Consider the following 13724-nt stretch of genomic DNA (forward strand, 5'->3'; position numbering starts at 1 on the left):
CCGCGCGCCCCGCCGCGCCCGCGCCGCCCCCCCGGCGCCGGGCGCGCCCCCGCGCCGGGCCCCGGCGCCCCCCCCGCCGCGCGCGCGGGGGGGTGGGGGGAGGCGATTGCCCGCAGGGGTGAGCGGTCCCTCCGCGAGGTTTCTGGTTTCCCTTCGGGGGGCGGCCTTTCCCCCGGGATGGAGGATTTCCTGGGGGACGGGTTCCCGGGGGGGGCGGGTTCCCGGGGGGCGGGCTCCCGGGGGGCGGGTTCCCGGGGTGGCGGGGTTTTCTGGGGTGGCGGGGTTTCTCGGGTGTCGGGTTCCTGGGGTGCCGGGTTCCGGGTGCCGGGGCTACTGGGGTGCTGGCTCGCCTCCGGGCGGCGTGGCGCGACGCCCTCCCCCGGGGCCACGCTTGGGCTCAGCCCATGAGGGGAAGCAGCCCGCCGAGGTCGGCGCGCTCCCCGCTCGCGCTGACCTTCGCGTCGTCCAGCGCCGTCTTCCACTCCGTACGTCCCGTCGCGAGCCGGATCCACGTCAGCGGGTCGGTCTCGACCACGTTCGGCGGGGTGCCACGGGTGTGCCGGGGACCCTCCACGCACTGCACGACGGCATACGGCGGAATCCGTACCTCCGTCGACGCGCCGGGCGCCTTCGCCGCGAGCGCGTCGGCGAGCAGCCGGGTGCAGGCGGCGAGTGCCTGACGGTCGTACGGGATCTCGAGCCCTGGCACGGCGCGGTTCAGGTCGTCGGTGTGGACGACGAGTTCGACCGTGCGGGTGACGAGATAGTCGGCGAGCGTCATGACGCCGGTGCGCGCGGCGATCAGCCGGTCGTCCGGCGCCGTGGCCAGGCGCTCGGTGATGCGCTGCTCGGTGCGGGCGTAGAGCGCGTCGAGGTCTGGGTTCCGCTCGGCGAGTTCGCGGCTGTCGTCGGCGATGTCCGGGGCTCGCCCGGCGGTCGCGAACGGCCAGTCGAGCAGGGCGAGTGCTCGCGGGGCGGGCTCCGTCCGGGCGGACTCGGGCCGCGTGGACTCCGGGCCCACGGACTCCGGGGGCCCGGGCTCCGGGAGGGCGGGCTGCGGCCGAGTGGACTCCGGGCCGACGGACTCCGGGGGCCCGGACGCCGGGAGGGCGGACTCCGGGCGGCTGGACGCCGGCCGGGTGGGCTCCGGCCCATGCGGTCCGGGCATATCCGACCCCGGCCCATCCAGCGCCGACCCATCCGACCCCGGCCCACCGGACCCCAGCCCACCGGCCTCCTGCCGGTCAAGGTTCCGGCTGACGGTCTCGACGGCCATCGTCACGTGCGCCGCCAACTCCCGCACGGTCCAGTCCCCAAGGTGCGTGGGCCGCGCCAACTGCTCGTCGCTCAGGCCCCGTACGCCTTCTCGTACGTGCCCGAACTGCGTAAGGACCGCGGCACGGATCTTGGCGTAGTCGTACGTACGGGCGCGTCTCTTGGCCGGGGGCATGATCTCCAGCCTAGGCCTTGACCGCGTATCCGTTCAGGCCGTTCTCGATCAGGTCGAAGGCCAGATGGGCCAGTTCGGCGGCGTCGGCGGCGACCTCGGTCTCCGCGACGGACGTGGTGTTCTGGGGAGCGGCCGGAGTGATGGCACTGGGGACGGTGCTCGCGGTGCGGTTGCCCAAGACCGCCGCGCCGCAGGGCGGTTCCCTGTCCGAGCCGGCGCGGGAGGGGCAGCCGGTCGCGGCCTGAGTACGTCAGGACGAGCGAAGGCCCCGCCCGGGAACGCCGGACGCTGCGTCCGGGAACGCCGGGCGGGGCCTTCTTTCCTGCCCTGCTCAGGCCAGCAGCGCCGGGATCGTCTCCTCGTGCGCCGTGCGCAGCTCGGCCAGGGAGAGCGCGAACTCGCCCTGGACATCGACCGCGTCGCCGTCGATGACACCGATGCGGGTGGCGGGCAGGCCCCGCGCGCCGCACATGTCGTTGAAGCGGAGTTCCTCCGAGCGCGGGACGGCTACGACCGCGCGGCCGGCCGACTCCGAGAAGAGGAAGGTGAAGGCATCGAGACCGTCGGGCACGATCAGCCGGGCGCCCTTGCCACCCAGCAGCGCCGACTCGACCACGGCCTGGATCAGACCGCCGTCGGACAGGTCGTGCGCGGAGTCGATCATGCCGTCGCGGGAGGCCGAGATCAGGATCTCGGCGAGCAGCCGCTCGCGCTCCAGGTCGACCTGCGGCGGCAGGCCGCCGAGGTGGTCATGGATCACCTGCGACCAGGCCGAACCGCCGAACTCCTCGCGGGTGTCGCCGAGCAGGTAGAGGAGCTGTCCCTCTTCCTGGAAGGCGACCGGCGTGCGGCGGGCGACATCGTCGATGACTCCCAGCACGGCCACGACCGGGGTCGGGTGGATGGCGGCCTCGCCCGTCTGGTTGTAGAGCGAGACGTTGCCGCCGGTCACCGGGGTGCCCAGCTGCAGGCAGCCGTCGGCCAGACCACGGATCGCCTCGGCGAACTGCCACATGACGGCCGGGTCCTCGGGCGAGCCGAAGTTCAGGCAGTCGGAGACGGCCAGCGGCTTGGCGCCGGTGGTCGCGACATTGCGGTAGGCCTCGGCGAGCGCGAGCTGTGCGCCGGTGTACGGGTCGAGCTTGGCGTAGCGGCCGTTGCCGTCCGTGGCGATGGCGACGCCGAGTCCGGTCTCCTCGTCGATGCGGATCATGCCCGAGTCCTCGGGCTGGGCCAGCACCGTGTTGCCCTGCACGAAGTGGTCGTACTGGGAGGTGATCCAGGACTTGGAGGCCTGGTTGGGAGACGAGACCAGCTTGAGGACCTGGTCCTTGAGCTCGTCGCTCGTCGCCGGGCGGGGAAGCTTGTTCGCGTCGTCGGCCTGAAGGGCGTCCTGCCACTCCGGACGGGCGTACGGGCGCTCGTAGACCGGGCCGTCGTGCGCGACCGTGCGCGGGTCCACGTCGACGATCTTGCCGCCGTGCCAGAAGATCTCCAGGCGGTCGCCGTCTGTCACCTCACCGATGACCGTGGCGATGACGTCCCACTTGTCGCAGATCTCGAGGAAGCGTTCCACCTTCGCCGGCTCGACGACCGCGCACATGCGTTCCTGCGACTCGCTCATGAGGATTTCCTCGGGCGAGAGGGTGGAGTCGCGCAGCGGTACGTCGTCCAGCGTCACGCGCATGCCGCCGGAGCCGTTGGAGGCCAGCTCGGACGTGGCACACGACAGTCCGGCCGCACCCAGGTCCTGGATACCGACGACCAGCTTCTCGGCGAAGGCCTCGAGCGTGCACTCGATGAGCAGCTTCTCCTGGAAGGGGTCGCCGACCTGGACCGCGGGACGCTTCGACGGCTTGGCGTCGTCGAAGGTCTCGGAGGCGAGGATCGAGGCGCCGCCGATGCCGTCGCCGCCCGTGCGGGCCCCGTACAGGATGACCTTGTTGCCCGTGCCGGAGGCCTTCGCGAGGTGGATGTCCTCGTGCTTCATGACGCCGATGGCACCGGCGTTGACGAGCGGATTGCCCTGGTAGCAGGCGTCGAAGACGACCTCGCCGCCGATGTTGGGCAGGCCCAGACAGTTGCCGTAGCCGCCGATACCGGCGACGACACCCGGCAGGACACGCTTGGTGTCGGGGTGATCGGCCGCACCGAACCGCAGCGGGTCCACGACCGCGACCGGCCTGGCACCCATCGCGATGATGTCGCGCACGATGCCGCCGACGCCGGTGGCCGCGCCCTGGTAGGGCTCGACGTACGACGGGTGGTTGTGCGACTCGACCTTGAAGGTGACGGCGTAGCCCTGGCCGACGTCGACGACACCGGCGTTCTCGCCGATGCCGACGAGGAGGGCGTCGGACTGCGGGGCCTTCTCGCCGAACTGGCGCAGATGCACCTTCGAGGACTTGTACGAGCAGTGCTCGGACCACATGACGGAGTACATGGCGAGCTCGGCACCGGTGGGCCGACGGCCGAGGATCTCCACGACCCGCTCGTACTCGTCCTTCTTCAGACCGAGTTCGGCCCAGGGCAGCGCGACATCGGGGGTCGCGGCCGCGTTCTCGACCGTGTCCAGAGGCGTGCGGCTCATGCGGTGACCAGCTTCTTGAGGATCGAGGTGAAGAAGGGGAGGCCGTCGGTGCGTCCGGACCCGATGAGGGGCTCGACGGCGTGCTCCGGGTGCGGCATCAGACCGACGACGTTCCCGGCCTCGTTGGTGATGCCGGCGATGTCACGCAGCGACCCGTTGGGATTGAAGCCCACGTACCGGAAGGCGACGCGGCCCTCCGACTCCAGCATGTCGAGGGTGCGCTCGTCGGCGACGTACCGCCCGTCCATGTTCTTCAGCGGGATGTGGATCTCCTGGCCGGACGCGTAGTCGGTGGTCCAGGCGGTCTCCGCGTTCTCCACCCGCAGCTTCTGGTCACGGCAGATGAAGTGCAGGTGATCGTTGCCGAGCATCGCGCCGGGCAGCAGGTGCGCCTCGGTGAGGATCTGGAAGCCGTTGCAGATGCCGAGGACCGGCATTCCGGACTTCGCCTGCTCGATGAGGGACTCCATCACCGGGGAGAAGCGTGCGATGGCACCGGCCCGCAGATAGTCGCCGTAGGAGAAACCCCCGCACAGCACCACGGCGTCGACCTGCTTGAGGTCCTTGTCCTTGTGCCAGAGGGCGACGGGTTCGGCACCGGCGAGCTTGATCGCACGCTGCGTGTCCCGGTCGTCGAGGCTGCCGGGAAAGGTGACGACTCCAATACGAGCGGTCACTTTCCGGCCTCCGCGACTTCCTCGACCTTGACGGTGAAGTCCTCGATCACGGTGTTGGCGAGGAAGGATTCCGCCAGTTCATGGATGCGGGCGAGCGCGGCGTCGTCCACCGGTCCGTCCACTTCCAGTTCGAATCGCTTTCCCTGACGTACGTCGGAGACACCTTCGAAACCGAGGCGCGGCAGTGCACGCTGCACCGCCTGGCCCTGGGGGTCGAGGATCTCCGGCTTGAGCATGACGTCGACTACGACGCGTGCCACTGGCACTCCCGGTGTGTGGTGCTGAGCAGGTTCCTTCAGACTACCCGCACAAAATTTCTACTCGCGTAGATTCGTAGAATCCTACGTGACCGCGATCACGATCCCGCATCGACGCGGGGGCCTGCACGGAAAATCCTGGGAAAAACCGCAGAAGAACGGCAGGACCCCATTGCCTCCGGACACGCGGAAGGATTTAGTCGGGCTTCACAATGCAATGCCGGGCACTGTACAAAGGAATTGGCAATAGCCGATACTTTGCCCAATAACAGCCGGACAGTCGACATCTCCACGACAACTCCGTGACGTCAGCGCACGTCATGATGCTTGATCGCAGAGGTGTCGCACGAAGGGACCGATATTCGTGGCGCAGCGTGTCGTGGTCACTCTCTTTGACGACATCGACGGCTCAGAAGCGGCGGAGACGATCGCCTTCGGACTGGACGGCAAGTCGTACGAGATCGACCTCAATCCAGCGAATGCCAAGAAACTGCGTAAGGCGCTCGCGCCGTACGTCGAGGCCGGCCGCAAGCGTTCGAAGTCCGGGAAGGCGTACACGCACACCGCGCTGACCCCCGACCCGGCCGCCGTCCGCGCCTGGGCCCGCTCCAACAAGATGGACGTGCCGCCGCGCGGACGCATCCCCAAGAAGGTCTACGAGGCCTTCGCCGAGGCGCAGTGAGCCGAGGGCGCACCGAGTCGGAGTGTCCCGCCAGGGCCCGTCATCGGGCCCTCGGGACAACCGACTTGCGCTGACCCCCCGCTGGTCAGCTAGAGTCTGGAACACGCCGAGGGGCAAGGCCGAAAAAGCCGGACCCCGAGGAGTCACGCGGGTGTAGTTCAGTAGCAGAACATCCCCCTTCCAGGGGGAAGGCGCAGTGTGCAATTCCTGTCACCCGCTCTGCATCCCTTACCGACCACTCTTGTGGATCAGGTAGGGTGGTGCTCGCGCCGATCGGTGAGAGCCGGTCGGAGGCAATGCGGACGTAGCTCAGTTGGTAGAGCGCAACCTTGCCAAGGTTGAGGTCGCGAGTTCGAGCCTCGTCGTCCGCTCCACGAAGCAAAGGCCCCGGTCAGTGACCGGGGCCTTTCTCGTGCGCGCACACCCTTGTCGGTGGTTCTGACATTTGTCATGCGGAGTGATGACACCGCGCACTGCTGCCGCCTCCCGTCCGCGGGGAGGCTGATTCCATGAACACGAACGAGCACGATGACGTGATTGAGGTCACTGATCTGCGACGTGTGTATGGGGGAGACGGGGCAGCTTTTTGAGGCGGTGCGCGGAGTCACGTTCTCCGTGGCCGCGGTGAGCTCTTCGCTCTGCTGGGCACGAATGGCGCGGGCAAGACGTCCACGGTCGAACTGCTGGAGGGCCTCGCGCCTCCGACCGGCGGCCGGGTGCGGGTCCTCGGACACGCTCCGTATCAGGAACGGCGGCTGTGCGGCCCCGGATCGGCGTGATGCAGTGACGTCTGTGTCGTCGTCCGTCCCCTCCGTTCTGCCTGTGCGGCTGTCGCTCGCTGACGATGAACACCTCATCCGGGGAGCGCTCGCGGCGCTGCTCGCTCTGGAGGACGACCTGGTCGTGGTGGCCGAGGCGGCGACCGGGCCGGAGGCAATGGCGATGGCGCGGGCGCACCTGCCCGATGTCGCCGTGTTGGATCTTCAGATGCCGGGGGCGGACGGTGTGAGGGTGGCCACAGCGTTGCGGACCGAACTGCCCGACTGCCAGGTGCCGATCGTGACGAGCCATGGGCGGCCGGGGCATCTGAAGCGGGCGCTCGCGGCGGGTGTGCGGGGGGGGCGTCCCGAAGACGGTCAGTGCGCAGCGGCTCGCGGAGATCATTCGTACGGTGTATGCGGGAAACCGCTATGGGGACCCGGAGTTGGCCGCCGACGCGATCTCCGCCGGGGATTCGCCGCTGACCGCGCGCGAGGCGGAGGTGCTCGAATTCGCCGCCGACGGGGCACCCGTGGCTGAGATCGCCGAGCGGGCCGCGCTGTCCCAGGGGACCGTACGGAGCTATCTGTCGTCGGCCGCGACCAAGCTGGGGGCGGAAAACCGTCACGCGGCGGTGCGGCTCGCGCGTGAGCGAGGTTGGGTATAGTGGCTGTCGCGCCACGGCGCAATGCGGACGTAGCTCAGTTGGTAGAGCGCAACCTTGCCAAGGTTGAGGTCGCGAGTTCGAGCCTCGTCGTCCGCTCAGGAGAAGAAGCCCCCGGCCTCAGGTCGGGGGCTTCTTCGTGCGCTCCGGGCCCGGCGCCGGTGCTTGCGGGCCCATACGCGATTACGACCAGCTCGTGCCCGTCAGGCGCTCGTACGCCTCGATGTACTTGGCGCGGGTCGCCTCCACGACATGCTGGGGCAGCGCGGGCGGCGGCTGCTCGCTCCTGCGGTCCCAGCCGGACTCCGGGGAGGTCAGCCAGTCACGGACGTACTGCTTGTCGAACGACGGCTGGGCGTGGCCCGGCTCCCACACGTCGGCGGGCCAGAAGCGGGAGGAGTCCGGGGTCAGGACCTCGTCGGCGAGCACGAGGGTCTCGCCCTCGAAGCCGAACTCGAACTTGGTGTCCGCGAGGATGATGCCCCGTTCGCGGGCGATGTCGCGGGCACGGCCGTAGACGGCGAGGGTCGACTGGCGCAGTTGGGCCGCGGTCTCGGCGCCGACCTGGCGGGCGACCTCCTCGTAGGAGACGTTCTCGTCGTGCTCGCCGACCGCGGCCTTGGTGGCGGGGGTGAAGATCGGCGCGGGGAGCTGCGAGCCGTCGACGAGGCCTTCGGGGAGGGCGAGGCCGCAGACGGTGCGGGACTCGTTGTACTCGGCGAGACCGGAACCGGTGAGGTAGCCGCGTGCCACGCACTCCACCGGGACCATCCGCAGGGACTTGCAGATGAGGGTGCGGCCGGCCCAGTCGGCGGGGGCGCCCGGCGGGAGTTCGGTGCTCAGGACGTGGTTGGGCGCCAGGTCGGCGAGCCGGTCGAACCACCACAGGGAGAGCTGGGTGAGTGTGCGGCCCTTGTCGGGGATCTCGGTGGGGAGTACCCAGTCAAAGGCGGAGATGCGGTCGCTGGCGACCATCACGAGGTCGCCCGCCTCGTTCTGGTACAGGTCGCGCACCTTGCCGGTGTGCAGATGTACCAGACCCGGCACCTGGAGAGGCTCGGGCTTTTCGACGAATCCGGACACGGTTCCTCCCCGTGGTTTTGTGCAAGTGGCTCGATTCTCCCGTATGCGGGGAGCGGTCTTGGCCAGGGGGTGTGGGGTGACGGTATGGGACGCGGCGTTCGGAGGTTTCCTCAGTCGCGTTTGCAGATGCGGTCCAGGAGGTTCGCGGTGGCTCGCTGGATACGGGCGTCGACGTGGCCGGGGCGGTCGAGGGCAGGAGACCACGCGAACGTTCCGGATGCGAAGACCAGGGCGCCGGACGGCGCTCGGTAGAGGGAGGTCTCCTGGTGGCGGCCGATGCCCTCGCTGTCCCGGTACGGGGAGTGGGCGAGGAGGATGCGGTCCTCGTGCTCGGGGAGGGCGGTGCGCGGGAAGTAGCGGTCGGCCTCGCCCGCGACCATGCCCTCCAGCTCGTCGCTCTCGTGGGCACCGGTCGCCTCCCACAGCCAGTGGTCGGCGTTGCGGACGATCAGCGGGTGGGGCTCGGGGACCCTTCCCGCGTACTGGATGCCGATGAGTTGCTGTTCCGGGCGGTCGATTTCACGCCACAGGGCCGGCTTCCCGGGGCCCTTGCGCTTGCGGCAGGTCAGCAGGCGGTCGGGGACCCCGGACGGGGACGGGCCCAACTCCACCTGCCAGTACATGGTGTTGGCGGAGAGGAACACCAGCGATGTGCCGTTTTCGCGGGCGAGTTCTGTGGTGCGGCGCATCTGAGGCGACCAGTACTCGTCGTGGCCCGGGAAGACGAGGCCGCGGTAGCGGCTGGGGTCGACGCGGCCCGCGTGCATGTCGCGGGCGTCGGCGTAGGCGAGGTCGTAGCCGTAGCGCTCGGCCCAGCGGATGAAGTCATAGGCGTGGCCCACGTGGAGGGGGAGGCCGGCGCCCGCGTACGGCCGGTCGAAGGAGACCGTCGTCGCGGCGTCGGCCTCGCCGAGCAGCCGGCCCTGCTCGTCCCATGCGTGGTAGAGGCTGGCACCGGTGTGGCCGTCCTCCGGGTACAGGTTGTAGGCCTGCCACGTGATGTCCGGAAGCAGGAGGAGCAGGTCGGCGGGGTGGTTGTCGCGGATGGTGAAGGGGACGTGGGAGCGGTAGCCGTCGACGGTGGTGAGGACGGCGACGTACGCGCCGATGCTCCAGTACGACGGGATCTGGAGCCGCCAGGACAGCCACCAGTGGTGGCAGGAGACGGTGCGGTCGGCGGTGAGGGGCGGGGGCTGCACGATGCCGGAGAGGCGCGGGCTGGTGGTGATCTTGCTGGCGCCGTCGCCTCCGTAGTGGCCGATCCGGTAGATGTCGACGCTGAATTCCTGGGGCGGGTCGACGGTGACATGGAAGTCGATGGCCTCGCCTGGGGCTGCCGCGCCGGTGGAGGCGAAGCCCTTGATCTGGCGGTGGACGTCGTCGGCGGAGCGGGGGCCGCCCGCTCGGGGGTGGGGGATGGTGAGCCTGGCCCCCGCCTCCTGGACCAGGGTGGCGCCCGGGGCGTTCTCGATGTACCAGGGGACGACATGGCCGGTGTCGTCGAAGTAGTGCTCGTCTCCGCGCAGCCACGGGACGGGCCCCTGACCGAAGGGGTCCGTCACAGCGTGCGCGAGTGCCCCCGACTCCCAGCGGCGGATCTGCTCCGACCCCATGCCTGCTCCCCTCCCTCATGCCCCCGTCGTCCTGTAAGCCCTTGCCGTGCGCGCGATCGGTCCCAGCACATCACATTACGCACGCACTCCGTCACCGTTCGTCGCGAATTGACGCGAGTGGAACGAGGGCCTCCGCCTCGCTTAGCCCGTCCGGCGTGCTGTTGGGGTCTGCACGGGAAGCCGTCGGTCTCAGACCAGCCGAACCGGCTTCTCCGGGCGGACGCCGAGGTGGCGAAGCCAGTCGCGCAGCGGTGCGGCGTCCCCGGTCTCGATGAGGGTGAGCACCCGAGGGCCAAGGTCGGCGGCCCGCTCACCGCCGACGAGGAGCGAGGGCCCGTCGAGCCAGTCGAGCCCGGGCGCCGCCCCCGCGGTGTCCATCGCGGCGCAGCACACCATCGCCGTGACATGGTCGGCCAGCAGCTCACGCCCGGTCCGGGGCGGCTGAAGGGGGAAGAGGGGAAGCATCCCGTCGTCCCACAGGGCCCGATCGGGATCCTGCGGCTCCGCGCCCACGGCCGGCGCGGGCGCCACTGCCGACGTCAACGCCTCCTCGCGGGCCAGCTCCGCGGTGATCCCGGCCGCGAGCGCGGCCGTCCGCTCGTTCCCGACGGCGAGGTCCGTGTCGTCCTCGTCCTCGGCCATCCCCATCTCCTCGTACGCGTCTGCGCGGTGGGGGGCGAGGGCAGCCGCGTGCGGGTCCGGCATCTCCGCGTCCTGCGACCGCGAGGAGAGGTGCTCCATCACCCTCGCCAGCGTCGGACCGACCGAGTCGGGCACCGCGGGGTCGGTGGCATGCCGGACGCCCAGCGCGTCCAGCACCCGGTGCAGTCGGGCGGCGTCGGTGCGCCACTTACGGTCGACCACCTCGTCCGGGTATTCCTGCCAGTTGACCGGCGCCCAGTCGGGCCCGGGTTCGGCGGGGCCGCCGTGGAAGAGGCGGGCGGCGAGGAGGGAGGCCGCCTCATCCACCGTGCCGGGCTCTTCGAGCAGGTCGCAGGCCGGACGCTCGCCGAGGCGGGAGGTGAAGCCCTCGGCCAGGCGGTCGCGGCGGGACAGTTCCGTGAGGGCCGCGACGACGCCCACGTCCAGCCGGGACGGCCAGCGGCCCATCCGCCAGGCGGGCAGCGCGACGCGGGTCAGCAAACGGTCCCAGCCCGCATAGGCCAGACCCACCTGTTCCTGGGCGACGATCCGCAGTCCGTAATCCACAGCCTGTGCACGCTCGGCCGCGGCGGCCGCCACTCCCCTTTCCATTTCGGCCGCGTGGCCCCGACAGCTGCGCAGCAGGAGGCGGGTCACCCACCCGACGCCGGCCAGGACGGTGCGGGACAGGGGGCCGCGGGCGGGCGCCGAGGTCACTGCCACGGCCGCGTCCAGGCCCCGTACGAAACGGCGGGCCGCGGCTATGTCCGGGTGCGCCGACGGGCCCGTACCCGCGACGACCGGGGCGAGGACCGCGCGCAGTTCCCCAACTCGCATCCACCACAGGAAGGGCGAGCCGATGACGAGGACGGGAGCGGAGGCCCGGTGGGACCGGGTCGGCAGTCCCCGCCCGCCCCGCCCGCCTCGTATCCCTCGCACTCCGTTGGCCGCGTCCTCGGGCGGGCCGTGCGCCGGGTGGGTGCGGTCCTCCAGCCAGCTGTCGCAGTCCGGGGTGAGCGCTATCGCGGAGGGGGCCGGGACCTCGAGGCGGTCGGCCAGGTCGCGGACCATGCGATAGAGGTCGGGGGCCGATTCCTCGGCGATCGGGACCGTGGGGCTCACGGCGGGCCGCGCTCGGGCGACGACGAGCGCGATGCCCGCGGCCGCGAGGAGCACGACGACGGCTAGGGCCGTCACGATCCAGCGCGTGATTCCCCAGTGCCCGCCGGAGATATGGCCGGTGGAGCCGCCGACGAGCAGCACGACGGCGACGGCCGCGGGCAGCAGGGCGACGGCCAGCGCCCTGCTGCGTATGCGCAGCACGGCGAGAGCCCGGGAGCGCGCGGCCTGCGCGCCCACCTCCACACCCATACCGGTCACGACCGGACGTCACCCCCTCTTGTCCGCGCGGCCCCGGCTGTCTCACAGCCCGCGTCGGCGGATGCCTTGGCGTTGCTCACTCCCCCACTGTGGCACCCGTCACTGACATCGCAATGCCGGTGGGCCAAGTGCCCGAACGCTTTCGCCGCACCCTAGTTGGGGCCCCGGCCCCCGTCAGCCGGTTGGGGCATCGGTCACTCGATGGAATGGCTTTGGGGAAAGGTGGATGACGCTGGGCAATGATCAGGCCCCCGATTCCGTACAGAAATGACCCCGGATTCGTATGGAATCCGGGGCCTGGCGACTCAGGTGAGGGGGGAGGAGAGAGCGGGTCTACGCCTCCGCCGCCGCCTTCGCCGCGATGTCCGTGCGGTGCTGCGAACCGTCGAGACCGATGCGGCCGACCGCCGCGTACGCGCGCTCGCGGGCCTCGGTGAGGTCGGCGCCGATCGCCGTGACGGACAGCACACGGCCGCCCGCGCTCACCACCGCGTCTCCGTCGCGCTTCGTCCCGGCGTGCAGGACGTACGCGTACGGGGCGTCCTGGGCGGCCACCTCGTCGAGCCCGGTGATCGGGTCGCCGGTGCGCGGGGTTTCCGGGTAGTTGTGCGAGGCCACGACCACCGTGACGGCGGCGGCGTCGCTCCAGCGCAGCGGCGCGAGGTCGGCGAGGGTGCCGGTCGCCGAGGCCAGGAGCACGCCCGCGAGCGGGGTCTGCAGACGGGCGAGGACCACCTGGGTCTCGGGGTCGCCGAAGCGGGCGTTGAACTCGATGACCCGTACGCCACGGCTGGTGATCGCCAGACCCGCGTAAAGAAGGCCGGAAAACGGTGTGCCGCGGCGGCGCAGCTCGTCCACGGTCGGCTGGAGGACGGTCTCCATGACCTCCTCGACGAGCTTCGGGTCCGCCCAGGGCAGCGGCGAGTACGCGCCCATGCCGCCGGTGTTCGGACCCTCGTCGTTGTCGAGTGCGCGCTTGAAGTCCTGGGCGGGCTGCAGCGGCACGACGGTCTCGCCGTCGGTGATCGCGAAGAGGGAGACCTCGGGGCCGTCGAGGAACTCCTCGATGACGACACGGTCGCAGGCGTTGGCGTGCGCGCGGGCCTTCTCGATGTCGTCGGTCACCACGACGCCCTTGCCGGCCGCGAGCCCGTCGTCCTTGACGACGTACGGGGCACCGAAGGCGTCGAGCGCCTCGTCGACCCCCTCGGGCGTCGTGCAGACGTACGAGCGCGCCGTCGGGACGGCCGCACAGGCCATCACGTCCTTGGCGAAGGCCTTGGAGCCCTCCAGCTGCGCGGCCTCCTTCGAGGGACCGAAGCAGGGGATGCCCGCCTCGCGCACGGCGTCGGCGACCCCCGCCACGAGCGGGGCCTCCGGGCCCACGATCACCAGCTCGGCGCCGAGCTCCGTGGCCAGCGCGGCCACGGCGGCGCCGTCGAGGGCGTCGACCGCGTGCAACTCCGCCACGTCCGCGATGCCCGCGTTCCCGGGGGCGCAGTGCAGGGCGGTGACGTCGGGGTCGAGGGACAGAGAACGGCACAGGGCGTGTTCGCGGGCACCGCTGCCGATGACAAGGACCTTCACGGGGTCAGCCTAACCGCCGGGGAGGGACGGCTTTGTGGGGGCTGCCTAGGTGGAGGGTGGGAAGGGTTGGTGTGATCGTCCGAGAGGGGTGGGCCGAGCTGGGGGATCACAGGGACGGGGGTGTACGTCTTTGGGGTCCTGTGCGCTGGAGGCGCCGCCCAGTCAGGCGCGGTACGTCGCTGGAGACGCCCGCCGCGCCAGCCGCCGTACGTCGCCGGAGGCGTCCACCCCGCCAGCCGCCGTACGTCGCCGGAGGCGTCGCCCTCCAGCTGCACGGCCCCGCTGGCCGCCGTACGTCGATGGAGGGGTCCGTCCGCGAACCGCCGTACGTCACTGGAGG

General features: G+C 70.8%; 10 protein-coding genes, 3 tRNA genes and 2 pseudogenes. 6 read left to right on the top strand and 9 right to left on the bottom strand.

Annotated elements, in window-relative coordinates; translation table 11 throughout:
• Window positions 1-397: 397 nt before the first annotated feature.
• The 5 genes from AB0D27_RS33340 to purS all read right to left on the bottom strand — a co-directional run bounded on the left by AB0D27_RS33340 (window position 398) and on the right by purS (window position 4977).
• Window positions 398-1450 (bottom strand): sterol carrier family protein, encoded by a 1053-nt coding sequence (locus tag AB0D27_RS33340; protein ID WP_362516154.1) that lies wholly within the window; start codon window positions 1448-1450, stop codon window positions 398-400.
• A gap of 10 nt (window positions 1451-1460) precedes the next feature.
• Window positions 1461-1628, bottom strand: a complete 168-nt coding sequence (locus AB0D27_RS33345) for a hypothetical protein (protein WP_362516155.1) — start codon at window positions 1626-1628, stop codon at window positions 1461-1463.
• A 153-nt stretch (window positions 1629-1781) separates the two neighbouring features.
• A complete protein-coding gene (gene purL / locus AB0D27_RS33350) occupies window positions 1782-4040 on the bottom strand; it encodes a phosphoribosylformylglycinamidine synthase subunit PurL (RefSeq protein WP_362516157.1) in 2259 nt (752 codons plus the stop codon).
• A complete protein-coding gene (purQ, locus tag AB0D27_RS33355) occupies window positions 4037-4717 on the bottom strand; it encodes a phosphoribosylformylglycinamidine synthase subunit PurQ (protein ID WP_362516159.1) in 681 nt (226 codons plus the stop codon). The genes purL and purQ overlap by 4 nt, the downstream gene beginning before the upstream one ends.
• Window positions 4714-4977 carry a phosphoribosylformylglycinamidine synthase subunit PurS gene (purS, locus tag AB0D27_RS33360; RefSeq protein WP_005482678.1) on the bottom strand — a complete coding sequence of 88 codons (264 nt, stop codon included), beginning with the start codon at window positions 4975-4977 and terminating at the stop codon, window positions 4714-4716. Before purS ends, purQ begins: the two co-directional genes overlap by 4 nt.
• 361 nt (window positions 4978-5338) lie before the next feature.
• Here purS and AB0D27_RS33365 point away from each other — a divergent pair, with 361 nt between their 5' ends.
• From AB0D27_RS33365 to AB0D27_RS33390, 6 genes and pseudogenes are all read left to right on the top strand, one after another.
• A complete protein-coding gene (locus AB0D27_RS33365) occupies window positions 5339-5656 on the top strand; it encodes an Lsr2 family protein (protein ID WP_362516161.1) in 318 nt (105 codons plus the stop codon).
• A gap of 147 nt (window positions 5657-5803) precedes the next feature.
• Window positions 5804-5875 (top strand) — tRNA-Gly (locus tag AB0D27_RS33370).
• Between the two features lie 79 nt (window positions 5876-5954).
• Window positions 5955-6030 (top strand) — tRNA-Gly (locus AB0D27_RS33375).
• Window positions 6031-6165: 135 nt separating this feature from the next.
• A pseudogene (locus AB0D27_RS33380) lies at window positions 6166-6437 on the top strand (ATP-binding cassette domain-containing protein); the annotation flags it as partial.
• A 35-nt stretch (window positions 6438-6472) separates the two neighbouring features.
• Window positions 6473-7082: pseudogene (locus AB0D27_RS33385) on the top strand (response regulator transcription factor).
• A gap of 23 nt (window positions 7083-7105) precedes the next feature.
• Window positions 7106-7178, top strand: a tRNA-Gly gene (locus tag AB0D27_RS33390).
• Between the two features lie 84 nt (window positions 7179-7262).
• On the opposite strand, the gene AB0D27_RS33395 is transcribed toward AB0D27_RS33390, so the two are convergent.
• From AB0D27_RS33395 to purD, 4 genes are all read right to left on the bottom strand, one after another.
• A complete protein-coding gene (locus AB0D27_RS33395; RefSeq protein WP_362516163.1) occupies window positions 7263-8162 on the bottom strand; it encodes a phosphoribosylaminoimidazolesuccinocarboxamide synthase in 900 nt (299 codons plus the stop codon).
• A 110-nt stretch (window positions 8163-8272) separates the two neighbouring features.
• A complete protein-coding gene (locus AB0D27_RS33400; protein WP_362516165.1) occupies window positions 8273-9775 on the bottom strand; it encodes a N,N-dimethylformamidase beta subunit family domain-containing protein in 1503 nt (500 codons plus the stop codon).
• Window positions 9776-9964: 189 nt separating this feature from the next.
• Window positions 9965-11788: a hypothetical protein gene (locus tag AB0D27_RS33405; protein ID WP_362516204.1), complete on the bottom strand. Its 1824-nt coding sequence runs from the start codon at window positions 11786-11788 to the stop codon at window positions 9965-9967.
• A gap of 342 nt (window positions 11789-12130) precedes the next feature.
• Window positions 12131-13384: a phosphoribosylamine--glycine ligase gene (gene purD, locus AB0D27_RS33410; protein WP_362516166.1), complete on the bottom strand. Its 1254-nt coding sequence runs from the start codon at window positions 13382-13384 to the stop codon at window positions 12131-12133.
• Window positions 13385-13724: the final 340 nt, after the last annotated feature.

This window comes from Streptomyces sp. NPDC048415, from assembly GCF_040651675.1.
GTDB lineage: Bacteria > Actinomycetota > Actinomycetes > Streptomycetales > Streptomycetaceae > Streptomyces.